At 66.1% G+C, this 21,914-nt stretch carries 18 protein-coding genes; 14 read left to right on the top strand and 4 right to left on the bottom strand.

Features of this window, described 5'->3' with window-relative positions; all coding sequences use genetic code 11:
- The first annotated feature begins 2 nt into the window (after positions 1-2).
- Positions 3-587 (top strand): type II secretion system protein N, encoded by a 585-nt coding sequence (locus C4F17_RS13745; protein WP_106935599.1) that lies wholly within the window; start codon positions 3-5, stop codon positions 585-587.
- Between the two features lie 73 nt (positions 588-660).
- Here C4F17_RS13745 and ilvA read toward each other — a convergent pair whose 3' ends face one another.
- Complete coding sequence (gene ilvA, locus C4F17_RS13740) at positions 661-2,265, bottom strand: threonine ammonia-lyase, biosynthetic (protein WP_106935598.1); 1,605 nt, start codon at positions 2,263-2,265, stop codon at positions 661-663.
- A 50-nt stretch (positions 2,266-2,315) separates the two neighbouring features.
- On the opposite strand from ilvA, the gene C4F17_RS13735 reads away from it, so the two are divergent.
- On the top strand, positions 2,316-3,446 hold the full coding sequence (locus tag C4F17_RS13735) for a hypothetical protein (protein WP_106935597.1): 1,131 nt from the start codon (positions 2,316-2,318) through the stop codon (positions 3,444-3,446).
- A gap of 109 nt (positions 3,447-3,555) precedes the next feature.
- Here the strand turns inward: C4F17_RS13735 and C4F17_RS13730 are convergent, their stop codons facing one another.
- Complete coding sequence (locus C4F17_RS13730; RefSeq protein WP_106935596.1) at positions 3,556-4,797, bottom strand: porin; 1,242 nt, start codon at positions 4,795-4,797, stop codon at positions 3,556-3,558.
- Between the two features lie 271 nt (positions 4,798-5,068).
- On the opposite strand from C4F17_RS13730, the gene C4F17_RS13725 reads away from it, so the two are divergent.
- Positions 5,069-5,518, top strand: coding sequence for an OsmC family protein (locus tag C4F17_RS13725; RefSeq protein ID WP_106937546.1), 450 nt, complete (start codon positions 5,069-5,071; stop codon positions 5,516-5,518).
- Positions 5,519-5,533: 15 nt separating this feature from the next.
- Here the strand turns inward: C4F17_RS13725 and coq7 are convergent, their stop codons facing one another.
- Positions 5,534-6,163 (bottom strand): 2-polyprenyl-3-methyl-6-methoxy-1,4-benzoquinone monooxygenase, encoded by a 630-nt coding sequence (gene coq7 / locus C4F17_RS13720; protein ID WP_106935595.1) that lies wholly within the window; start codon positions 6,161-6,163, stop codon positions 5,534-5,536.
- Between the two features lie 281 nt (positions 6,164-6,444).
- Here coq7 and C4F17_RS13715 point away from each other — a divergent pair, with 281 nt between their 5' ends.
- The 8 genes from C4F17_RS13715 (at position 6,445) to ygiD (ending at position 15,920) form a co-directional block, all read left to right on the top strand.
- Positions 6,445-7,710: a porin gene (locus C4F17_RS13715; protein WP_106935594.1), complete on the top strand. Its 1,266-nt coding sequence runs from the start codon at positions 6,445-6,447 to the stop codon at positions 7,708-7,710.
- A gap of 185 nt (positions 7,711-7,895) precedes the next feature.
- The gene (locus C4F17_RS13710; protein WP_081268507.1) at positions 7,896-8,876 is read left to right on the top strand and encodes an ABC transporter permease; all 981 of its coding nucleotides are present in this window, start codon (positions 7,896-7,898) and stop codon (positions 8,874-8,876) included.
- A 1-nt stretch (position 8,877) separates the two neighbouring features.
- Positions 8,878-10,149: a M20 aminoacylase family protein gene (locus C4F17_RS13705; RefSeq protein ID WP_106935593.1), complete on the top strand. Its 1,272-nt coding sequence runs from the start codon at positions 8,878-8,880 to the stop codon at positions 10,147-10,149.
- Positions 10,150-10,180: 31 nt separating this feature from the next.
- Positions 10,181-11,764 carry an ABC transporter substrate-binding protein gene (locus tag C4F17_RS13700; RefSeq protein ID WP_106935592.1) on the top strand — a complete coding sequence of 528 codons (1,584 nt, stop codon included), beginning with the start codon at positions 10,181-10,183 and terminating at the stop codon, positions 11,762-11,764.
- 123 nt (positions 11,765-11,887) lie between these two features.
- A complete protein-coding gene (locus tag C4F17_RS13695; RefSeq protein WP_081268504.1) occupies positions 11,888-12,799 on the top strand; it encodes an ABC transporter permease in 912 nt (303 codons plus the stop codon).
- Positions 12,800-12,821: 22 nt separating this feature from the next.
- The gene (locus tag C4F17_RS13690) at positions 12,822-13,892 is read left to right on the top strand and encodes an ABC transporter ATP-binding protein (RefSeq protein ID WP_106935591.1); all 1,071 of its coding nucleotides are present in this window, start codon (positions 12,822-12,824) and stop codon (positions 13,890-13,892) included.
- Positions 13,889-14,935: an ABC transporter ATP-binding protein gene (locus C4F17_RS13685; protein WP_081268502.1), complete on the top strand. Its 1,047-nt coding sequence runs from the start codon at positions 13,889-13,891 to the stop codon at positions 14,933-14,935. Before C4F17_RS13690 ends, C4F17_RS13685 begins: the two co-directional genes overlap by 4 nt.
- A 76-nt stretch (positions 14,936-15,011) precedes the next feature.
- Positions 15,012-15,920, top strand: coding sequence for a 4,5-DOPA dioxygenase extradiol (gene ygiD, locus C4F17_RS13680; RefSeq protein WP_106937545.1), 909 nt, complete (start codon positions 15,012-15,014; stop codon positions 15,918-15,920).
- Positions 15,921-15,944: 24 nt separating this feature from the next.
- Here ygiD and zwf read toward each other — a convergent pair whose 3' ends face one another.
- The gene (gene zwf / locus C4F17_RS13675) at positions 15,945-17,417 is read right to left on the bottom strand and encodes a glucose-6-phosphate dehydrogenase (RefSeq protein WP_081268501.1); all 1,473 of its coding nucleotides are present in this window, start codon (positions 17,415-17,417) and stop codon (positions 15,945-15,947) included.
- A 143-nt stretch (positions 17,418-17,560) separates the two neighbouring features.
- Between zwf and C4F17_RS13670 the strand changes: the two genes are divergently transcribed.
- From C4F17_RS13670 to C4F17_RS13660, 3 genes are read left to right on the top strand one after another with little or no spacing between them, the layout of a single operon-like run.
- Positions 17,561-18,574, top strand: coding sequence for an ABC transporter substrate-binding protein (locus C4F17_RS13670; RefSeq protein ID WP_081268500.1), 1,014 nt, complete (start codon positions 17,561-17,563; stop codon positions 18,572-18,574).
- Positions 18,575-20,836 carry an ABC transporter permease gene (locus C4F17_RS13665; RefSeq protein WP_106935590.1) on the top strand — a complete coding sequence of 754 codons (2,262 nt, stop codon included), beginning with the start codon at positions 18,575-18,577 and terminating at the stop codon, positions 20,834-20,836. It abuts the gene before it with no gap.
- 16 nt (positions 20,837-20,852) lie between these two features.
- Positions 20,853-21,905, top strand: coding sequence for an ABC transporter ATP-binding protein (locus tag C4F17_RS13660; RefSeq protein WP_106935589.1), 1,053 nt, complete (start codon positions 20,853-20,855; stop codon positions 21,903-21,905).
- The last annotated feature ends 9 nt before the right edge of the window (positions 21,906-21,914 follow it).

The raw sequence follows: 21,914 nt of genomic DNA, 5'->3' as shown, positions 1-21,914 counted from the left end.
CCATGACAAGTCCTTACTCCGCCGCCCGCTGGCATGCCCCACTTGCAACCACGGGAGTTTGGGCGCTGGCCGCCGGTGCCGCGGTGTTCTGGGTACTCCGGCTGGCTTCGCCCGCCGACGCGGTGGCCGCAGCGGCATCGATGCCGCGCCCTTCGGTGGCGGCTGATTCCGATGCGGTGGCCCGCCTGCTGGGCGTGCTGCCCGCGTCGAGCGCGGCGCCGGTAGCGCCGGAAGCAGCGAGCCGCTTCGCGTTGTCGGGCGTGGTCGCGGACCCGTCGAAGCAGGGGGCGGCGCTCATTGCCATCGACGGCAAGCCGCCGCGCCCGTTCCGCGTCGGCTCCAAGGTGGGCGACAACTACGTGCTGCAGTCCGTGGGCCTGCGTTCGGCAACGCTGGGCGCGCAGGTCGACGGGCCGGCGGCGTTCACCCTGCAACTGCCGGTGCGCGCGCCCATCAGCGTGAGCGCGTCGCCGGTGCTTCCCACAGTGACTTCTCCCACGCCGGTCGTCGTGTCGCCTGTCGGACTGCCGCAGGCCGCGCCGCCCGCGGCCATGGCGCCGCAGCCGATGCCGGCGCAAGCGCAATAACGCCAACCACGCGCACCACGCGAACGACGAATCGAGCCGGCCTTGCGCCGGCTTTCGTTTTTCGGTCTTCCGCTCAGGCTTGCAGGAAGAGCCGGTATGCGGGGTTTGCCGTTTCCTCGACGTAGGGATAGCCCAGCGTTTCGAGGAAGGCCGTGAACTCCGTCGACTCGCCGGCCGGAACCTGCAGCCCGACGAGGATGCGGCCGTAGTCGGCGCCCTGGTTGCGGTAATGGAACAGGCTGATGTTCCAGTTCGGTTGCATCAGGCTCAGGAACTTGAGCAGCGCGCCCGGCCGTTCCGGGAACACGAAGCGCAGCAGGCGCTCGTCGTGCGCGAGGCCCGTGCGTCCGCCGACCAGGTGCCGCAGATGCTCTTTCGCAAGCTCGTCGTGCGTGAGGTCGAGCGAGTCGAAGCCGTGGTCGTTGAAGGTTCGTGCGATGGTGGCCGACTCGCCGCGCGCCGAGGTCGTGAGGCCGACGAACACATGCGCCTTGGCGGCATCGCTGATGCGGTAGTTGAACTCCGTGACGTTGCGCGGCGCGCCACCGCCCTCGGAATCGCTGGCCGGCATTTCGCTGATCAGCTCGCAGAAGCGGCGGAAGCTGCCGCGCTCTTCGGGCATCGTGACGGCGAACAATGCCTCGCGTTCCTCGCCGACCTCGGCGCGCTCGGCCACGAAGCGCAGCCGGTCGAAGTTCATGTTGGCGCCGCAGAGGATCGCCGCGTAGGTCTCGCCCTGGCGGCCGTGCTTCGCCGCGTATTCCTTGATCGCGGCCACGGCCAGCGCTCCGGCGGGCTCGACGATGCTGCGCGTGTCGACGAAGATGTCCTTGATGGCTGCGCACACGGCGTCGGTGTCCACTGCGATGTAGTCGTCGACGAGTTCGTTGGCGATGCGGAAGGTCTCCTCGCCCACCAGCTTGACGGCAGTGCCGTCCGAAAACAGGCCGACGTCCGGCAGGTTCACGCGCTGGTGTGCCGCGACCGATTGCATCATCGCGTCGGAGTCGTTCATCTGCACGCCGATCACCTTGATCTCGGGGCGCACGGCCTTGATGTAGTTGGCCACGCCCGAGATCAGTCCGCCGCCGCCGATCGCGACGAACACCGCATCGAGCGGGCCCTGGTGCTGGCGCAGGATTTCCATTGCGATCGTGCCCTGGCCTGCAATGACATCGGGGTCGTCGAACGGATGAACGAAGGTGAGGTTTTGTTGAGCCTGCAGTTCGAGTGCGTGCAGATACGCATCTGAATAGCTGTCGCCATGCAAGACGATTTCGCCGCCGAAACCGCGCACTGCGTCGATCTTCAATTTGGGTGTCGTCACCGGCATGACGATGACGGCGCGCGTACCGAGCTTGCGCGCGCCCAATGCAACGCCTTGCGCGTGATTGCCGGCCGATGCGCAAATCACGCCGCTCGCCAATTGCGCCGCGCTCAAGTGCGCCATCTTGTTATAGGCACCACGCAGCTTGAAGCTGAAGACCGGCTGCTGATCTTCGCGCTTGAGCAGCACCGTGTTGCCGAGTCGCGCGCTGAGCGCACGCGCCTTCTCGAGCGCGGACTCGACGGCCACGTCGTAGACCCGGGCGTTGAGTATTTTTCTGAGATAGTCGGCGGGCGTCAGCGCCGGAGTAACAGGTGCATTGCGCACGATTTTTTCCAAGGGAGTTTTCAGTTGTTAACTGTCGATGATAAGAGGCATCGCGATTGCATGCGGGATATGACATGGACACAAATGTCATAAACCTCTTCAACAAAGCCCCTGCCGCTAATGATTCGGGATTTTTTGGACGCACCTATCCCGCGATTCATACCACCGCCAATCAATTTACGATTGAGCAAAATCTGTTATCAATTTCTGTCAGTGATCTTTCGAAAGGGCTGATGCAGGCGGAGGCCGCGCGCGTTCAGCGAAAGGAAATCGGGCGTGCCACCTGGCAGGTGATGGGCAACAGATTGCGCGCGCACATCGTTCCGCTGTTGGGTGATGTGCCTGCGCAGTCGTTTGCAACTGCGGACGCGCAACGTTTGATCGATCACCTGGGTGAGCAGGGCTTCACCAGTACGACGATTGCCCAGTACCTCGTGTTGCTGCGCAAGGTGGTCATGCACGGCGTTCACATCGGCGTGCTTCGCGATGCGCCTGCCTTTCCAAAGGTCAAGGTGCGCAGCCAGCCGCGTGGGAGCTTCAGCGTGGCGGAGTACCGGACGATCATCGAAACCGCGCGCAGCTTGCGAGGGCAATCGCATCCGGTGCTCGATCAACTTGCTGCCGGCGAACGTTTCTGGATAGCGCGCGAGTTGCTTGTGATGCCGGACGAGTTGCCCTGGCTGATTCGATGGATGGTTAACACCTTCGTGCGTCCGAGCGACATCAAGCTCATGAAGCACAAGCACATCGAGATCGTGCGCGGCAAGCACGTGTATCTGCGGATGAACTTGCCGGAGACCAAGCGGCACAGCCAGCCCATCGTGAGTCTTCGTCCCGCGGTGCGCGTGTACGAATGCTTGCTCGCCTATCGCGGCGAGCATGGGTACGGCGGCGCGGAAGACTACATCTTCATGCCGCAGTTGAAAAACCGCGAGCATGCGCTGGCGGTGCTCAACTTCTTCTTTCACTGGGTGCTCGAAAAGGCCGGTCTCGAGAAAGGGCCGTTGGGCCAGTCGAGGACGCTGTATTGCTTGCGCCATACCGCAATCACGCTGCGGCTCTTGTACGGGCAGGGGATCGACATGCTGACCTTGGCGCGCAATGCGCGTACGAGCGTCAACATGGTCGAACGTTTCTACGCATCGGTGTTGAGCGGAGAAATGAATGTGGGGTTGCTGCAAAGCCGGCGTAGCCGGGGCAGCTGAAAAAGTGGGATGGAAAGGCCAAAAAGCCGCCCGGCGTGAACCGGGCGACTCGAGGCTTTGCTGTTGATTCGAACTGGCAGGAGCCAGCATCGGGATCAGACCGAGAAGATCAGAAAGCGTGGCGGACGCCGAAGTCGTAGCCCGTCGAGGTCTTCGGCGTGAACACGCGATCCGTAACCTTGTAGAAGCCAGGGCCGCCAACGGTCAGGGCGGCACCGTTCTTGTTGCTGACGCGAGCGATCGTTGCGTACAGAGCGGTGCGCTTCGACAGGTTGTGCACGTAGCCAAGAGCCAGCTTGTTGGCCTTCGGATCAAGGTTGTTGGCGGGGTTGAAGTAGTCGAAGGGCAGGTTGCGGTCGTACTTGACTGCCGAGTACGACGCGCGGATCAGGCCAGCGCCCACCGGCACGGTCACACCGATCAGGTAACCGGTCAGATCGACGTCGGAACGCGCACCGGTGATCGGCCTGATTGCGTAGTCGCGCGAGTTCTTGAGGCGCGACAGTTCGCCGAACAGCTTCGCGGGGCCGAAGTCGTACGAGGCGCCCAGGTTGAAGGTCTTCACCGAGTCGGTGGTGCCTGCGTAGAACTGATCGCCGACCGTGCTATTGCCATAGGCCATTGCCACGTCCAGGGGACCGTTGGCGTAGCCGATGCGACCGCCGATGTAACGGCCTGCGCGGCTCTTCGAGGTGGCGCTGTCTTCCGGGGTGAATCGGCCGCTGCTGTACTTGTCGTTCTCGTGGAACGCGTACATCACTTGACCATAGAAGCCACCGAGGTTCGGCGGCAGGAAGTAGCCGATCGAATTGCTGGCGCGAGAGTAGTTCTGGTTGCCGCCGAAGCCGCCGGTGTCCTTGGCGCCGCCCGTGCTCAAGTTGTAGCCGCTGGCCGTGTTGATCAGGTTGGAGCCCACGCCGTTGGTGCCGAACGGGTCGAACACGGTGTCGTTCCAGAAGGTCGGGGTGTAGTCACGACCCAGGCGGATTTCACCGAAACCGCCCGACAGGCTCACGGTCGAGCGACGCGAGAAGGTCGAAACGCCAGTGGCGCCGTCGTCGTTGGAGACGGGGGCTTCGAGCCAGAAGCTGGCTGCCAGGCCGCCACCAAGGTCTTCCGTGCCACGGAAGCCCAGGCGGCTGGTGTTGTAGCCAGAGTTGGCCAGGGCCGTACGGCTGACCTTGACGCTGCCCCGGTTCGTATAGGTGGCAGCGCCGAAGTTGTTGTTCAGAACGGTGGGCTTCAGGTCACGCGAGGTGCTCGAATAGCCGCTGATCGATGCGTCGACCACACCGAACAGGGTGACGGACGACTGGGCCGAGGCAACACCGGCGACAGCCAGGGCAGCCAGAGCAACTGCCCTTTCGGCGCGAAAACTAGAGTGGCCTCAGGGGGCGCAAGGGTGGCGCGGAAAGAAAAAAGCCCCGAGCTTTGCAGCTCGGGGCTAAATCCACCAATTGGAAGGGTGGAGGAGACAACTGGGTGCGCATACGTTTGCGCAATGAAATAAAGTATATCGGCTGTTTGTTGCGATGCAACAAGCGAGTGATGCTTTTCCCACACACAAGCGGGTGTCGGCGTGCATTTTTGCCCGACATCCCTCAATGGAAACCCAATATTTCATGGAATGCACAGTAAGTTGGACCGGCGACTCGGGCACCAGGTCGGCCATGGGCTTCGTGGCCGAGACGGGCAGCGGCCACGTCCTGATGATGGATGGCGCCCCTGACGCCGCAAAACCCGAGAACGGCGGCCAGAACCTGGCCGCCAGGCCGATGGAGACCGTGCTGGCCGGCACGGGTGGCTGCACGGCCTATGACGTCGTGCTGATCCTCAAGCGCGGGCGTCACCAGGTGGAGCGATGCAGTGTCAAGCTCACCAGCGAGCGCGCTGAAAAGGATCCCAAGGTCTTCACCAAGATCCACATGCACTTCACCGTGGCCGGCAAGGGCATTCCGGCCGCCGCTGTGGAGCGTGCGATTGCGCTGAGCCACGAAACCTACTGCTCGGCCAGCATCATGCTGGCGAAGACCGCTGAAATCACGACCAGCTTCGACCTGATCGAGACCTGAAGCTGGCGGCCGCCCTCAGATGCGGTGCGCCAGCGTGGTCATCACGCGGGAAGCCATGCGCATCAACGCCTTGGCCGGGGCGGGCAGCTCCGCGGCGCCTGCATCGACGGCTTGCGCGGCGTGGCGTGCTTCGTCAACCTTCATCTGCTCGACCACGGCTCTAGAGGCGCTGTCCGCGGGCGGAAGCCGGTCCAGATGGCTGTCCAGGTGGGCCTCCACCTGGCGCTCCGTCTCCGCGACGAAGCCCAGGCTCAATGGGTCTCCAAGACGCCCCGCAACGAGGCCGAGGCCGAATGCCCCGGCATACCAGATCGGATTCAGGAGGGACGGCCTCGCCCCCAGATCATCGAGGCGCTGGCGTGTCCAGGCCAGGTGATCCGTTTCCTCATGCGCGGCCTCGATGAAATGCGCGCGCAGGGCGGGATCACGTGCCACGGCGGCCTGGGCCGTGTAAAGCGCCTGCGCGCAGACTTCACCGACATGGTTCACGCGCATCAACGCGCCGGCTTCGCGGCGCTCCGCCTCGCTCATTTCGCCCGGTGCCTGGGAAGGCGCAGGCAGTGCCCGGGTTGCATGGGGACGGGCAAACAGGGTGCGCAATGCCGCGTCCGCCGCGGTCAGGACGGGATCAAACAAAGCAGTCATGCTCCTATTTGACCGCACACGGGAAACCCCGGATCGAACGGGCATTGCATTTCATATAGTGGAGCGAAGCTGCCCTAAGACCTTTGTTGCAGGACTGCAACGAAACGCGCAGACCAGCCAACATTTCGGGAGATTTGTTTTGCCCTGCCGCAGCGGCTCTGGTGCAATAGCATCAACTTCCCAAAAGGAGGTTGGCCCGGGGTCCGGTGGGAGCACAAATGTGCCAGTCACGGTGAGCCCTTCGCACCGGAGCCCTATGTTTAACCTTGGAGAAACTTGCAATGAAAAAATCTCTAGTTGCTCTGGCTGCCCTGGCTGTCGCCGGTGTTGCCTCGGCTCAGTCGTCCGTCACTCTGTTTGGTGTGGTCGACGCGTCGATCAGCGGCTATTCGAGCACGGCACGTGACCTGAACCCGACCGTGTTCCCCAATGCTTTCGGCATTCCCGTCTACCTGAACCAAGGTTCGGTCAAGACCAGCAGCCGTCAACTGGCTAACTCGGGCTACAACTCCAGCCGTCTGGGCTTCCGTGGTACGGAAGACCTCGGTGGTGGCCTGGCAGCCAGCTTCTGGCTCGAAGCCCCGATCTCCAACGACGACGGCCAACAAGGTATCGCTACGTTCGCACGTCGCTCTACCGTGAGCCTGTCGGGTGGTTTCGGTGAAATCCGCCTGGGTCGTGACTACACCCCGACGTTCTGGAACGACACCGTGTTCGATCCGTTCGGCACCAACGGCGTTGGCACCAACCTGATCTCGACGGCCAATGGCACGTTCGGCAACTTCGGTACCCCCGCAGCTTCGACCGGCGCGTTCACCAACGTCGGCTCCAGCAACTACGTTCGCGCAAGCAACACCATTGGCTACTTCCTGCCCCCGAACCTCGGCGGCTTCTATGGCCAAGTGATGTACGGCATGAGCGAGAAGACCAAGTACGACAACGGCATCTACACGCCCACGACGGCTAACGCCGCTCGTCAAGGTCGTTACGTCGGTGGCCGTTTCGGCTACGCGAACGGTCCTCTGGACGTGGCTCTGGCCTACGGTTCGAGCACTGTTGGCGACAACTACTACGCTGGCACGACCACCAAGGTCAACACCCTGAACCTGGGCGCTTCGTATGACTTCGGTCCCGTGAAGCTGTTCGGTGAAGTGTCGCAAGCCAAGAACAAGATCGACTACGAAGTGACGCCTTTCCTGGGCGGCCGCAACGACATCGACCTGAAGGGCTACCTGATCGGCGTGACGGTTCCCGTCGGTGCCGGCCTGATCCGCGCTTCGTACTCGGCAGTCAAGTACGACACGAACCAGCCTTACAACCCGTTCGTGCTGAACAACAACGCCGACCCGAAGGCTAACAAGCTGGCTCTGGGCTACGTGCACAACCTGTCGAAGCGCACGGCTCTGTACGCTACGGTTGCTCGCATCAGCAACAAGAACGGCGCTGGCCTGACCGTTGGCGGCCCTGGCTTCTACCAAAACGCAGCTGGCACCTTCACCCCGAAGACCTCGACCGGCTACGACTTCGGTATCCGTCACGCTTTCTAATTTGACGCTGGCGCAAGCCAGCTTCGAATGAAAAAGCCAAAAGCCACTCGGCGAAAGTCGAGTGGCTTTTTTTCGTCTGCGGTTTTCATGCTGCCCTTGGGGAAATCACGGACTGCACCCTCGGGGAACCACCGTGCGGGCACGCACCTTGCACTGCTAGCATGCCAGTTCACTTTGTTTACTGAATGATTGCCTTCGTACTGCGCCGCCTGATCCAGGCCGTGATCGTGATGGTCGCGGTCGCGTTCATCGCCTTCCTCTTGTTCCAATATGTCGGTGATCCCGTCGTGTTCCTCCTGGGGCAGGACGCGAAGCCCGACCAGATCCGTGAATTGCGCGCCGCATTGGGGCTCGACCAGCCCTTCTTCGTGCAGTTCTGGCACTTCCTGGTCAATGCCGCCCAAGGCGAGTTCGGGCTGAGCCTGCGCCAGGGCGCGAAGGTGTCGCGCCTGATCGGCGAGCGCTTCCCGGCCACGCTCGAACTGGCGCTCGTGGCTGCCGTGCTGGCGCTGTTCATCGGCATTCCGATGGGTGTCTACACCGCACTGCGCCGGGGCACCTTCCTGAGCCAGTTCTTCATGACGGTGTCGCTGCTCGGCGTGTCGCTGCCCACATTCCTGATCGGCATCCTGCTGATCCTCGTCTTTGCCGTGACGCTGGGCTGGTTCCCGAGCTTCGGGCGCGGCGAGACCGTCAAGTTCGGCTGGTGGAGCAGCGGTCTCTTCAGCGTCGACGGCTGGCAGCACATCGTGCTGCCGGCGGTGACGCTGGCGATCTTCCAGCTCACGCTCATCATGCGGTTGGTGCGCGCCGAGATGCTCGAAGTGCTGCGCACCGACTACATCAAGTTCGCGCGCGCCCGCGGCCTGTCGAACCGCGCGATACATTTCGGCCATGCGCTCAAGAACACGCTGGTGCCCGTGATGACCATCACCGGCCTGCAGCTCGGCGGCCTCATCGCCTTTGCGATCATCACCGAGTCGGTGTTCCAGTGGCCCGGCATGGGCCTGCTGTTCATCCAGGCCGTGACCTTCGCCGACATTCCGGTGATGGCCGCCTACCTGTGCCTGATTGCCTTGATCTTCGTGGTGATCAACCTCGTGGTCGACCTGCTGTACTTCGTGGTCGATCCGCGGCTGCGCGTCGGCAAGGCGGGAGGGCACTGACATGACCGCAGCGACAGCAGAAGCTCCGCGCCTGAAGGCATCCGGCCGCGCATTCGCGCACATCGCCAGCTTCTACCCCGAGATCACGGCCTTTCGCCGCGACCTGCACGCCCACCCCGAACTCGGCTTCGAAGAGGTCTACACCTCCGGCCGCGTGCGCGAGGCCCTGCGCGCCTGCGGTGTCGACGAGATCCACGAGGGCATCGGCAAGACCGGCGTGGTCGGCGTCATCCGCGGGCGCTCGACGGCCAGCGGCCGGATGATCGGCCTGCGCGCCGACATGGACGCGCTGCCCATGCGCGAGGACAACGATTTCGGCTGGCGCTCCGCCAGCGACGGCCTGATGCACGGCTGCGGCCACGACGGCCACACCGCCATGCTGGTCGGCGCGGCACGCTACCTTGCCGAGACGCGCGACTTCGACGGCACCGCCGTGCTGATCTTCCAGCCCGGCGAAGAGGGTTTCGCCGGCGCGCGCGTGATGATCGAGGACGGCCTGTTCGACCGCTTCCCCGTGAACGCCGTCTACGCGATGCACAACTGGCCCGCCATGCCGGCCGGCACCGTCGGCATCAACCGCGGCGCAATGATGGCCGCGGCCGACCGCATCACGATCAACATCAAGGGCAAGGGCGGCCATGGTGCGCATGCCTACCTGACCGTCGACCCGGTCGTGGTCGCGGCGCACATCATCACCGCGGCCCAGACCATCGTCTCGCGCAACGTGCGCCCGATCGATGCCGCCGTCATCAGCATCTGCGCGATGCAGGCCGGCGACCTCGGCGCGATGAGCGTGGTGCCCGGCGAGGCCACGCTGGTGGGCACCGTGCGCACCTTCAGCGCGCGGGTGCAGGCGCAGGTCGAGCAGCGGCTGAACGAGCTGTGCGCGGCCATCGCGTCGGGCTTCGGCGCCACCGCCACCATCAAGTACGAGCGCATCTACCCCGCCACCATCAACACCGCGCCCGAGGCCATGTTCGCGGCCGACGTGGCCGAGTCGCTGGTCGGCGCGAAGAACGTCGACCGCAGCATGGAGCCCAGCATGGGCGCCGAAGACTTCTCCTTCATGCTGCAGAAGAAGGCGGGCGCCTATCTGCGCATCGGCCAGGACGTGCGCGACGGCGCCTTCCTGCACAACAGCCGCTACGACTTCAATGACGAGATCCTGCCGCTGGGCGCCGCGTTGCACGCGGGCCTGATCGAGCAGGGCATGCCGCTTGCCGCCACCCGCGGCGCGCAGCCAGGGAAAGCCGCCGCTACCGCGGCGCCGTGATTTGTTTGATTCCAACCCGAGGAGTGTTCCCATGAGTTTCAAGAAGAATGTGGCCGCGGCCGCCGTTTTGTGCGCCCTGAGCGCCGTCAGCATGGTCGCCGGCGCGCAGACCATCCGCATCGCGAACCAGGGGGACGCGCTATCGCTGGACCCGCACTCGCTCAACGAATCGCTGCAGCTGAGCGTCACCGCCAACGTGTATGAAACCCTCGTGGGCCGCAACAAGGACCTGAGCCTCGCACCGCTGCTGGCCACCAGCTGGAAGCAGACCTCGCCGAACGTCTGGCGCTTCGAACTGCGCAAGGGCGTGGTGTTCCATGACGGCACGCCTTTCACCGCCGACGACGTGGTGTTCAGCTTCGCGCGCGCCCAGGGCGACGGCTCCGACATGCGCGCCACGCTGAGCGACATCAAGGCCGTGCGCAAGGTCGGCGACCTCGCGGTCGAGATCGAGACCAACGGCCCGTTCCCCATCCTGCCCGACGTGATCTCGCTGACGATGATCATGAGCAAGAAGTGGTGCGAGGAAAACCAGGCCACCAAGCCGGTCGACCGCCGCAAGGGCATCGAGAACACTGCCTCGTTCAAGGCCAACGGCACCGGTCCGTTCCGCGTGCGCGAGCGCCAGCCCAACGTGCGCACCGTGTTCACGCGCAACGGCACCTACTGGGGCAAGATCGACGGCAACGCGCAGGAGATCATCTTCACGCCCATCGCCAACCCCGCCACCCGCGTGGCCGCGCTGGTCTCCGGCGAAGTGGACGTGATGGAACCCGTGCCGGTGCAGGACATCGCCCGCATCAATGCCGCGCCCAACGCCCGCGTCATCACCGGCCCCGAGCTGCGCACCATCTTCCTGGGCATGGACCAGAAGCGCGACGAGCTGCAGTACTCGAACATCAAGGGCAAGAACCCGTTCAAGGACAAGCGCGTCCGCCAGGCCTTCTACCAGGCCATCGACATCGCCGGCATCCAGCGCACCGTGATGCGCGGCGCCTCGCGCCCCACCGCCTTGCTGGTCGGCCCCGGCATCAACGGCTGGACCGCAGAGCAGGACAAGCGCCTGCCCTATGACGTCGAAGCCGCCAAGAAGCTGCTGACCGAAGCCGGCTACCCCAACGGCTTCGAGGTGTCGCTGAACTGCCCGAACGACCGCTACGTGAACGACGGCCAGATCTGCCAGAGCGTGGCGTCCAGCCTCGCGAAGATCGGCGTCAAGATCAACCTGGTGGCCGAGACCAAGGGCACCTACTTCCCCAAGGTGCTGCGCCGCGACACCAGCTTCTACATGCTGGGCTGGACCCCGACCACCTACGACGCGCACAACGCGCTGAGCTCGCTCACCTCCTGCCCGGACGACAAGGGCACCGGGCAGTTCAACCTGGGCGCCTACTGCAATCCCAAGCTGGACGAGCTGACCAAGCAGATCCAGTCGGAGACCGACAAGGCCAAGCGCAACGAGCTGATCAAGGAAGCCTTCAAGATGCACGCCGACGACGTGGGCCACCTGCCGCTGCATCAGCAGTCGCTGGCCTGGGGCGTGAGCAAGAAGGTCGAGCTGGTGCAGCTGGCTGACAACTTCATGTACTTCAAGTGGATGAGCATCAAGCCGTAAGGATGCCTGCCTCCCGGCTTTGACTCCGCTGCGCTGCATGTGACTTCGCCACCCCCCTCCAAAGGGGGTGGCACGGCCGCCCTGGGGCGGCCCGGCGGCGGCCTTACGCGGATTTGCTTCACGATGAAAAAAACATTTGCCCGTTGGCTCGACAGCGATGTCGGCTACAGCTTTCGCACCTCGCCGGTCGCCATTGCCGCCGCGCTCATCGCGCTGGTCTGCGTGGTCTGCGCGGTGTTCGCCGGCTGGGTGTCGCCGCACAACCCCTTCGACCTGGCCGCCCTCGAACTCGGCGACGCGCGGCTGCCGCCCGCCTGGAGCGCCGAAGGCTCGTCCAAGTACCTGCTGGGCACCGACGACCAGGGGCGCGACATTCTCTCGGCCGTCATCTATGGCGCGCGCATCTCGCTGATCGTCGGCCTCGTGTCGGTGGTGCTGTCGGTCGTGGTGGGCGTGGTGCTGGGCCTGGTTGCCGGATTCTTCGGCGGCTGGCTCGATTCGTTCCTCATGCGCGTGTGCGACGTGATGCTGTCGTTTCCGCCCATCCTGGTGGCACTGCTCATTGCCGGTGTCGGCCGCGCGCTCTTTCCCAACGCGCAGGAGTCGCTGGCCTTCGGCGTGCTGATCATTTCCATCTCGCTGACCGGCTGGGTGCAGTACGCGCGCACGGTGCGCGGCTCCACGCTGGTGGAGCGCAACAAGGAATACGTGCAGGCCGCGCGCGTCACCGGCGTGGCGCCGCTGCGCATCATGCTGCGCCACGTGCTGCCCAACGTGATGGGGCCGGTGATGGTGCTGGCCACGATCCAGGTGGCCACGGCCATCATCACCGAGGCCACGCTGTCGTTCCTGGGCGTCGGCGTGCCGCCGACTTCGCCGTCGCTGGGCACGCTCATCAGCATCGGCAACCAGTACCTGTTCTCGGGCGAATGGTGGATCACGGTGTTTCCGGGCCTGATGCTGGTGCTCATCGCGCTCAGCGTGAACCTGCTCGGCGACTGGCTGCGCGACGCGCTGAACCCACGCCTGCGCTGAAGACAAGAAGGAGAACGCCACCATGACGCTGCTCCAGGTCAAAGACCTCGTCGTCGAGTTTCCGCACCGCCGAGGCACGCTGCGCGCGCTCGACCGGATTTCCTTCGACATCGCGCCCGGGGAAATCCTCGGCGTGGTGGGCGAGTCGGGCGCCGGCAAGTCGCTCACGGGCGCGGCCATCATCGGCCTGCTCGAAGCGCCGGGCCGCGTGGCGGGCGGTGAAATCCGCCTCGATGGCCAGCGCATCGACAACCTCGGCTTCGATGCGATGCGGCCCATCCGCGGGCGCAAGATCGGCGCGATCTTCCAGGACCCGCTGACTTCGCTGAACCCGCTCTACACCGTGGGCCGGCAGCTGGTCGAGACCATCCGCGCGCACCTGCCGGTGACCGACGCCGAAGCCCGCAAGCGTGCCATCGGCCTGCTGCAGGACACCGGCATTCCCGCCGCCGAGCAGCGCATCGACCACTTTCCGCACCAGTTTTCCGGCGGCATGCGGCAACGCGTGGTGATCGCGCTGGCGCTGGCGGCCGAGCCCAAGCTCATCGTGGCCGACGAGCCGACCACCGCGCTGGACGTGTCGATCCAGGCGCAGATCATTCAGCTGCTCAAGCGCATCTGCAAGGAGCGCGGCGCGGCGGTGATGCTCATCACCCACGACATGGGCGTGATCGCCGAGACCTGCGACCGCGTGGCCGTGATGTATGCCGGGCGCATCGCCGAGATCGGCCCGGTGCACGAGGTGATCCACCAGCCCGCGCACCCCTACACCTCGGGCCTGATGGCATCGATTCCCGACATGGCGAGCGACCGCGAGCGGCTCAACCAGATCGACGGCGCCATGCCGCGGCTCAACGCCATTCCGACGGGCTGCGCCTACAACCCGCGCTGTCCGCGCACCTTTGCACGCTGCCTGACCGATCGGCCGGAACTCATGCACGCCGGCGCCACCCGCGCCGCCTGCTGGCTGCACGACGCCACCGACCCGCACACCGGCCAGGCCGAACTGGCCGCGCGGCACCACGACGCCCTGGCGGCCGGCGAACGCGCCACGCCCGAAGCGGCAGAACCCCTGAGCGAGGTGACGCGATGAGCGCAGCAGTGATCGAACCCCGCGGCAACGCAACCGCACCCGCCGCGGCAGGCGAACCGCTGGTGGTGGCCCACGACCTGGCCCGCACCTTCGACGTTTCGCCGCCCTGGCTCAACCGCGTGCTCGAACGCAAGCCGCGCGTGCTGCTGCATGCGGTGGACGGCGTGAGCTTCTCCATAGAGCGCGGCAAGACGCTGGCGCTGGTGGGCGAGTCGGGCTGCGGCAAGAGCACGGTGGCCCGCCTGCTGGTGGGCCTGTATGCGCCCACGCGCGGCGGCCTGCAGTTCGACGGGCAGGACGCGCACGCCGCGTTCAAGACCCCCGAAGGCCGCAAGCTGCGCCGCCGCATCCAGATGATCTTCCAGGACCCCTACGCGAGCCTGAACCCGCGCTGGATCGTGGAGGACATCATCGGCGAGCCGCTGCGCGAGCACGGCATCATCAGCGACAAGGCCGCACTGCGCGAACGCGTGGGCGAACTGCTGAAGTCGGTCGGCCTGTCGCCGCTGGACATGAGCAAGTATCCGCACCAGTTCTCGGGCGGCCAGCGCCAGCGCATTTCCATTGCCCGCGCGCTCGCCACGCAGCCCGAGTTCCTGGTGTGCGACGAGCCCACCTCGGCGCTCGACGTGAGCGTGCAGGCGCAGGTGCTCAACATCATGAAGGACCTGCAGCGCGAGCAGGGCCTGACTTACCTCTTCATCTCGCACAACCTCGCGGTGGTGCGCCACGTGGCCGACCAGGTCGGCGTGATGTACCTGGGCCGGCTGGTCGAGGTGGCCGACAAGCAGAAACTGTTTGCCGCGCCACAGCATCCGTACACGCGCATGCTGCTGGACGCCATTCCGCAGATGAAGCACACCGGCCGCTCCCGCACACCGGTGCAGGGCGAGGTGCCGAATCCGCTGAACCCGCCCACGGGCTGCGCCTTCCATCCGCGCTGCCCGCATGCCAATGCGCGCTGTTCGGCGGAGCGGCCGAAGCTGCTGGGCATCAAGGGCGTGCAGGTGGCTTGCCACGCGGTCGAAGAGGGGCGCATCTAGCGCGGCGGCCGCCCATCTTCGAAAAAGTGTGCGCAAAGGCACCGCCTTGCGCAGAAAACTGTTGCAGAGTGCCGCCATGCCGATCACGACCACTCTTGCAAGCTCCGAACTGGGCCGCCGCGGCTTCCTCATGGGCACCGCCCTTGGCGCAACCGCCGTGCTGGCTTCCCTGGCCTGCAGCGTGCAGGCCGCCGGCGCGGCCACGCGGCGCATGCCGGTCGTCTTCATCGGGCACGGCTCGCCCATGAACGCCATCACCGACAACGCCTTCACGCGGCGCCTGTCGGCGTGGGGGCGGGAGCTGCCGCGGCCGTCGGCCATCCTCAGCGTGTCGGCGCACTGGCTGAGCCGGGGCGCCACGGGCGTCGGCATGCAGGAGCGGCCGAAGACCATCCACGACTTCGGCGGCTTCCCGCAGGCGCTGTTCGACGTCGAATACCCCGCGCCCGGCCACCCGGCGCTCGCGCGGGAAACCGTCGGCGCGGTGAAACAGGCGCCGGTGATCGGCACCGACCAGTGGGGCCTGGACCACGGCACCTGGACGGTGCTGAAGCACCTGTACCCGAAGGCCGACGTGCCCGTGTTCCAGCTCAGCATCGACTACGACAAGCCGGCGGCCTTCCACTATGCGGTGGGGCGGGATCTGGCGGCCTTGCGCGACAAGGGCGTGCTGGTGATGGGCAGCGGCAACGTGGTGCACAACCTGCGCGCCACCGACCGCGGAACGCCGGACGGCCCGAGCGCCAGCCGCCCGTGGGCGCAGTCTTTCGACGATGCGGTGAAGTCCGCGCTGGCCGGCCGCGACGACCGCGCGCTGGTCGACTACGCCAAGCTCGAAGGCGCGTCGACCGCGGTGGCCACGCCCGACCACTACTACCCGTTTCTCTACGCCCTTGGCGCGGCCAGCAGCGGCGAGCGCGCGAAGACGGTCTACGAGGGGTTCCAGTCGGGCACGCTCAGCATGCGTTGCCTGCAGTTCGGTTGAGCGCGGCCCGGGCCCGAGCTGGCCTTACTGCTCCTCGCCCCAGGAGAAGCCGTCGCGCGCGATCATCGCGCTCGACGCGCTCGGGCCCCAGGTGCCGGCCGCATAGGGGCGCGGGCCGCCGTCCGATTCCCAGCTGTCGATCAGCGGCTCGACCCAGCGCCAGGCTTCTTCCTGCTCGTCGCTGCGCACGAACAGGTTGAGCCGGCCGTCGATCACGTCCAGCAGCAGGCGCTCGTAGGCGCCCACGCGCTCGGCGCCGAAGCGCTTGTCGAAGTCCAGGTCCAGCTGCACCGGCGCCAGCTGGTTGGCCGAGCTCTGGTTGCCGTTGCTGCGCTGGCGGTTGTCCTGGGCCTGCGCGAGCATGTGCAGCTCCAGCCCGTCCTTGGGCTGCAGGTTGATGACGAACTTGTTCACGTTGCCGGCCGGCGCGCGGTAGATGGCGTGCGGCGTGGGCCTGAAATTGACTTCGATGCGCGCGTCGCGCGAGGCCAGCCGCTTGCCGGTGCGGATGTAGAAGGGCACGCCGGCCCAGCGCCAGTTGGCGATTTCGGTGCGCAGCGCCACGAAGGTCTCGGTGCGGCTGTCGGGATTCACGCCCGGCTCGTCGCGGTAGCCCTGCACCCGCTCGCCGTAGGCCGTGCCGGCCGTGTACTGGCCGCGCACCGCGTGCAGGCTCAGGCTCTCGGGCGTCCAGGGCTTCAGCGCGCGCAGCACCTTGAGCTTTTCGTCGCGGATGGCGTCGGCGTGCGAGTTGATCGGCGGCTCCATGCCGATGGCGCACAGCAGCTGCAGCGCGTGGTTCTGCACCATGTCGCGCAGCGCGCCGGTCTGGTCGTAGAAGGCGCCGCGCTTTTCCACGCCCAGGTCTTCGGCGATGGTGATCTGGATGTTGGCGATGTGCTCGCGGCGCCAGATGGGCTCGAACAGCGCATTGCCGAAGCGCATGGCAAACAGGTTCTGAACCGAGGGCTTGCCCAGGTAGTGGTCGATGCGGAAGACCTGCTTTTCCTCGAGCACCTTGCCCACGGCCGCGTTGATGGCGCGGTTGGAAGCCAGGTCGTGGCCCAGCGGCTTTTCCAGCACGATGCGCGTCCTGGGGCCGTTCATGCCGGCGGCGGCGATCTGCTCGACCACCTGCGTGAAGAGCGCGGGCGCGGTGGCCACGTACATCACCACCGTGTCGGCGTCGCGCTGCTTGAGCAGTTCGGAGAGGCGCGCGTAGTCTTCGGTCTTGGACAGGTCCATGCGCAGGTAGTGCAGCATCGACGCGAACTTCTTGAACTCGTCGGGCGAGGGCCGCTTGGCGCCTTCGACCGCATTGAAGCGCGACTGGATGAGCTCGCGGTACTGGTCGTCGGAGTGATCGTCGCGAGCCACCCCGATGATTCGCCCGTCTTGCGGCAGGCTGCCGTGCCGGAATGCCTGGAACAGCGCGGGCATGAGCTTGCGCCATGCGAGGTCGCCAGTACCGCCGAACAGAACGAGATCGAAGCTCATGAGAAAACTTTCCTTTGTCTGAGTGCCGAGCAGGCCGATGTGCCAGTCGCGATGGTACTTGTACCGATTCGCGAGACCTGTACTAAAGCTACGCTGCACCACGGCCGCAAGGCCATTTTTTTATGCCGAGGTGGAGATTTCGAATGAAGAGCAAGCTTTTTACCGCAGCCGCGCTGCTGGGTCTGTCGGCCGCGGCGTCGGCGCAGACCGTCAATGTCATCTGCTCGGTCCAGGCCGAGTGGTGCAACGTGATTTCCACCGTCTACGCGCGTACCACCGGCGTGCGCATCAACATGGCGCTCAAGGGTTCCGGCGAGGCGCTGGCCCAGCTGATCGCCGAGAAGGACAACCCCAAGACCGACGTCTGGTTCGGCGGCACCGGCGACCCGCACCTGCAGGCGGCCGAACAGGGCCTGACGCTCGAATACAAGTCGCCCACGCTGTCGCAGCTGCACCCCTGGGCGCAGCAGCAGGCCAAGCAGTCGGGCTACAAGACTGTCGGCATCTACTCGGGCCCGCTGGGCTTCGGCTACAACCCCGAGCTGCTGGCCAAGAAGAAGCTGCCGGTGCCCAAGACCTGGGCCGACCTGCTCAAGCCCGAATACAAGGGCGACATCCAGGTGGCCAACCCCGCGTCGAGCGGCACCGCCTACACCATGATCGCCACGCTGGTGCAGATGATGGGCGAGGACAAGGCATTCGAGTACCTGAAGGCGCTGCACAAGAACGTGGGCCAGTACACCCGCTCGGGCACCGGCCCGATCAAGGCGGTGGCGCGCGGCGAAACCGCCATCTCCATCAGCTTCGTGCATGACGGCCCCGGCGAGAAGATGCAGGGCTTCCCGGTCGAGACCATCACGCCGAGCGACGGCACCGGCGCCGAGATCGGCTCCATGAGCATCATCAAGGGAGCACGCAACCTCGACGCCGCCAAGAAGTTCTATGAATGGGCGCTGACGCCCGCCGCGCAGGAACTGGGCGCCGCGAACAAGCAGTTCCAGCTGCCGAGCAACGTGAACGCCAAGCTCGACCCGCGCATTCCCGACTTCAAGAAGATCAAGTTCATCAACTACGACTACGCCAAGTACGGCGCCAGCGCCGAGCGCCGCCGCCTGATCGCGCGCTGGGAAAAAGACGTCAATTCGCTGCCCCGCTAAGTGGAAGCGCGCGCTATCGAAGGCGCGCCGGTCAATCCGGCGTCGCTGGCCGCCGCCCGGCGTTCGCAGCGCTGGATCTGGGCATGGGTCGCGCTGGGCCTGGCGGCCTACCTGCTGCTGCCCTGGTATGCGATCCAGGATTCGACCTGGTACGAAGCCGTTCCGCAGGTGTTCAGCCAGGCGGAGGGCGCCAACGGACTGATGCAGGCGGCCACGCAGGGGCGCGGCTGGCTCTTCATCGGGCTGGCGGGGCTGCTGCTGTGCGCCGTGGGCGCTTGGCTGCCGGCCGGCAAGGCGCAAGGGCGATGGCTGCTGGCGGGTGGGCTGACAGGCGCGCTCGGGCTGGCGGTGGCGGGCTTCACCATCGGTGCGCGCGGCTGGAGCTTTGCCGCGCTCAACGCGCAGTTCGGCGAGCTGGCGGTCAACCAGTTCGGCATCGGCGCGGGCGGCTTCGTGGCGCTCACGGCCCTGGTGCTGCTGATGGCCTTCGGCATCGCGCGGCTGGGCCTGTTCAAGGGCGACCTGTTCGTGGCGGCTGCCGTCGTCGGCTGCGGCGTGCTGATGGCGCTGTTCATCGCCTACCCGGTAAGCAAGGCGCTGTCGGGCGCCTTCTTCAATGAAGACGGGCAGTGGTCGATCACGGCCTTCGTCGCCCGCGTGTTCACCGAACGCATCTGGGGCCTGGGCTGCCTGAGCGGCGGCGTGCGCTGCGGCGTGGCCTGGAACACGCTGGTGCTGGCGCTGCTCACGGCCGCCGGCACCACCTTCCTGGGCACGCTGATGGCGCTGATGGCCGAGCGCGGCAGCAAGCGCGGGCAGGGCGCGCTGCGGGTGCTGGCGCTGCTGCCGATCATCACGCCGCCCTTCGTGGTGGGGCTCGGGCTCATCTTGCTGTTCGGCCGCGCCGGCATCGTCAACCAGGTGCTGGAGAGCGTGTTCGGCATCGAGCCCACACGCTGGTTCTACGGCATGCCGGGCGTGCTGGTGGCGCAGCTGTTCGCCTTCACGCCCATCGCCTTCATGATCATGCGCGGCGTGGTGCAGGGCATCGCGCCCAGCCTGGAAGAGGCGGCGCAGATGCTGCGCGCCGACCGCCGCCGCACCTTCTTCACCATCACGCTGCCGCTGCTGAAGCCCGGGCTGGCCAATGCCTTCCTGGTCGGCTTCATCGAAAGCATTGCCGACTTCGGCAACCCGGTGGTGGTGGGCGGGCAGTTCTCGGTGCTGTCGACCGACATCTTCTTCGCCATCGTCGGCGCGCAGTACGACCAGGGCCGCGCGGCCTCGCTGGCCTGGGTGCTCACGCTGTTCGCGCTCGGCGTGTTCGCGCTGCAGCGCGGCCTGCTGGGCAAGCAGAACTACACCACCGTGAGCGGCAAGGGCGACGCCGGCATCGCGATGGCGCTGCCCGACGGCGTGCGCCGCGCCATCTACTGCATCGCCATGCCGTGGATCGCGTTCACCGCGGTGGTCTACCTGTTCGCCTTCGCGGGCGGCTTCGTGCAGACCTGGGGGCGCGACTACAGCTTCACGCTGAACCACTTCAAGAGCGCCTTCGCGCTGGAGTGGGGGCAGTTCGGGCTGGTGTGGGCGGGCACGGCGTGGAACTCGCTGATCACCACGCTCAAGCTCGCGGGCATCTCGGCGCCGATCACCGCCGCGCTGGGCCTGCTCATTGCCTGGCTGCTGGCGCGCAACGAGTTCAAGGGGCAGGGGCTCTTCGAGTTCGGCGCGCTGCTGGCCTTCGCGATTCCGGGCACGGTGCTGGGCGTGAGCTACATCCTGGCGTTCAACGTACCGCCCTTCGAGCTCACGGGCACGGGGCTGATCATCGTGCTGTGCTTCATGTTCCGCAATCTGCCGGTGGGCGTGCGCGCCGGCACCGCGGCATTCAAGCAGCTCGACCGCTCGCTCGACGAAGCCTCGCTGATGCTGCGCGCATCGACCTCGCAGACGCTCTTCAAGGTGGTGCTGCCGCTGCTCAAGCCCGCCCTGGTGGCCGCGCTGGTCTACAGCTTCGTGCGCGCCATGACCACGGTGAGCGCGGTGATCTTCCTGGTCACGGCCGAGAACGAACTGGCCACCACCTACATCATCGGCCGCGTCGGCAACGGCGACTACGGCATTGCGCTGGCCTACTGCACGGTGCTCATGATCCTGATGTCGCTGGCGATTGCGCTGGTGCAGTGGGTGGTGGGGGAGCGCAAGCTGGGGCGGCGCAAGGCGGGGGCGGCACCCGTGGTGGCCGCGCCGGTGCATTGAAACGGGAGAACAACACATGAGCAACGGCATCGAATTCCGCAACGTCACCAAGCGCTACGGCACCGACAGGAACGCGCCGCTGGCCGTCAAGGGCATCAGCTTCGAGGTGCCCGTGGGCACGCTCACCACCATCCTCGGCCCCTCGGGCTGCGGCAAGACGACCACGCTGCGCATGATCGCGGGGCTGGAGTCGCCGACCTCGGGCTCGATCTTCATGGGCGGCCGCGACGTGACCACGCTGGGCCCGGCCGAGCGCAACGTCAGCATGATGTTCCAGAGCTATGCGCTGTTCCCGCACATGAACGTGATCGAGAACGTGGGCTACGGCCTGCGCATGAGCGGCGTGAAGAAGGACGAGGCCACTGCGCGGGCGCGCGAGGCGCTGCGCGGCGTGGGCCTGGTCGGTTTCGACGAGCGCCTGCCCAGCGAGCTTTCGGGCGGCCAGCAGCAGCGCGTGGCCCTGGCGCGCGCGCTGGTGCTGGAGCCGGCGGTGCTGCTGTTCGACGAGCCGCTGTCCAACCTCGACGCCCGCCTGCGGCGCGAGATGCGCGAAGAGATCCGCGCGCTGCAGCAGCGGCTGAAGCTCACGGTGGCCTACGTCACGCACGACCAGAGCGAGGCGCTGGCGGTTAGCGACCAGATCATCGTCATGGACCACGGCGTGATCGCCCAGCGCGGCACGCCCGAGCAGCTCTACGGCCGGCCCGAGAGCGAGTTCGTCGCCGGCTTCATGGGCGAGGCGATGGTGTTTCCCGCCACGGCGCAGTCAGACGGAAGCGTGGCGCTGGGCCCGCTGCGCCTGCAGCCGCGCTACGCGGTGGCGCCCGGCACGGTGAAGGTGGCGGTGCGGCCCGAGGCCTGGCAGATCGGCGCCCACGGCGCGGCCGACGGCCTGCCGGCCACGTTGCGCAAGTCGGCCTACCTGGGCAGCTTCTATGAATATGGCTTCGACACCACCCTGGGGCCGGTCTTCGTGGTGTCGACCGACCTGTCACGGCCGCTGGCGGCCGGCGCCCAGGCGACGCTGTCCCTGGGAGCCCACGGCGTGAGCGTGGTGCCCGGCGCATGAAACAATGGC

The organism is Variovorax sp. PMC12 (genome assembly GCF_003019815.1).
In the GTDB taxonomy this organism is placed as follows: Bacteria; Pseudomonadota; Gammaproteobacteria; order Burkholderiales; family Burkholderiaceae_C; genus Variovorax.
Note: the sequence above shows the minus strand (reverse complement) of the source record. Positions and strands in the feature narration are given on the sequence as shown.

Coding starts and splice junctions, on each gene's coding strand:
- C4F17_RS13745 (WP_106935599.1), top strand. CDS start 3: ATGACAAGTCCTTACTCCGCCGCCCGCTGGCATGCCCCACTTGCAACC.
- C4F17_RS13735 (WP_106935597.1), top strand. CDS start 2,316: ATGGACACAAATGTCATAAACCTCTTCAACAAAGCCCCTGCCGCTAAT.
- C4F17_RS13725 (WP_106937546.1), top strand. CDS start 5,069: ATGGAATGCACAGTAAGTTGGACCGGCGACTCGGGCACCAGGTCGGCC.
- coq7 (WP_106935595.1), bottom strand. CDS start 6,163: ATGACTGCTTTGTTTGATCCCGTCCTGACCGCGGCGGACGCGGCATTG.
- C4F17_RS13715 (WP_106935594.1), top strand. CDS start 6,445: ATGAAAAAATCTCTAGTTGCTCTGGCTGCCCTGGCTGTCGCCGGTGTT.
- C4F17_RS13710 (WP_081268507.1), top strand. CDS start 7,896: ATGATTGCCTTCGTACTGCGCCGCCTGATCCAGGCCGTGATCGTGATG.
- C4F17_RS13705 (WP_106935593.1), top strand. CDS start 8,878: ATGACCGCAGCGACAGCAGAAGCTCCGCGCCTGAAGGCATCCGGCCGC.
- C4F17_RS13700 (WP_106935592.1), top strand. CDS start 10,181: ATGAGTTTCAAGAAGAATGTGGCCGCGGCCGCCGTTTTGTGCGCCCTG.
- C4F17_RS13695 (WP_081268504.1), top strand. CDS start 11,888: ATGAAAAAAACATTTGCCCGTTGGCTCGACAGCGATGTCGGCTACAGC.
- C4F17_RS13690 (WP_106935591.1), top strand. CDS start 12,822: ATGACGCTGCTCCAGGTCAAAGACCTCGTCGTCGAGTTTCCGCACCGC.
- C4F17_RS13685 (WP_081268502.1), top strand. CDS start 13,889: ATGAGCGCAGCAGTGATCGAACCCCGCGGCAACGCAACCGCACCCGCC.
- ygiD (WP_106937545.1), top strand. CDS start 15,012: ATGCCGATCACGACCACTCTTGCAAGCTCCGAACTGGGCCGCCGCGGC.
- zwf (WP_081268501.1), bottom strand. CDS start 17,417: ATGAGCTTCGATCTCGTTCTGTTCGGCGGTACTGGCGACCTCGCATGG.
- C4F17_RS13670 (WP_081268500.1), top strand. CDS start 17,561: ATGAAGAGCAAGCTTTTTACCGCAGCCGCGCTGCTGGGTCTGTCGGCC.
- C4F17_RS13660 (WP_106935589.1), top strand. CDS start 20,853: ATGAGCAACGGCATCGAATTCCGCAACGTCACCAAGCGCTACGGCACC.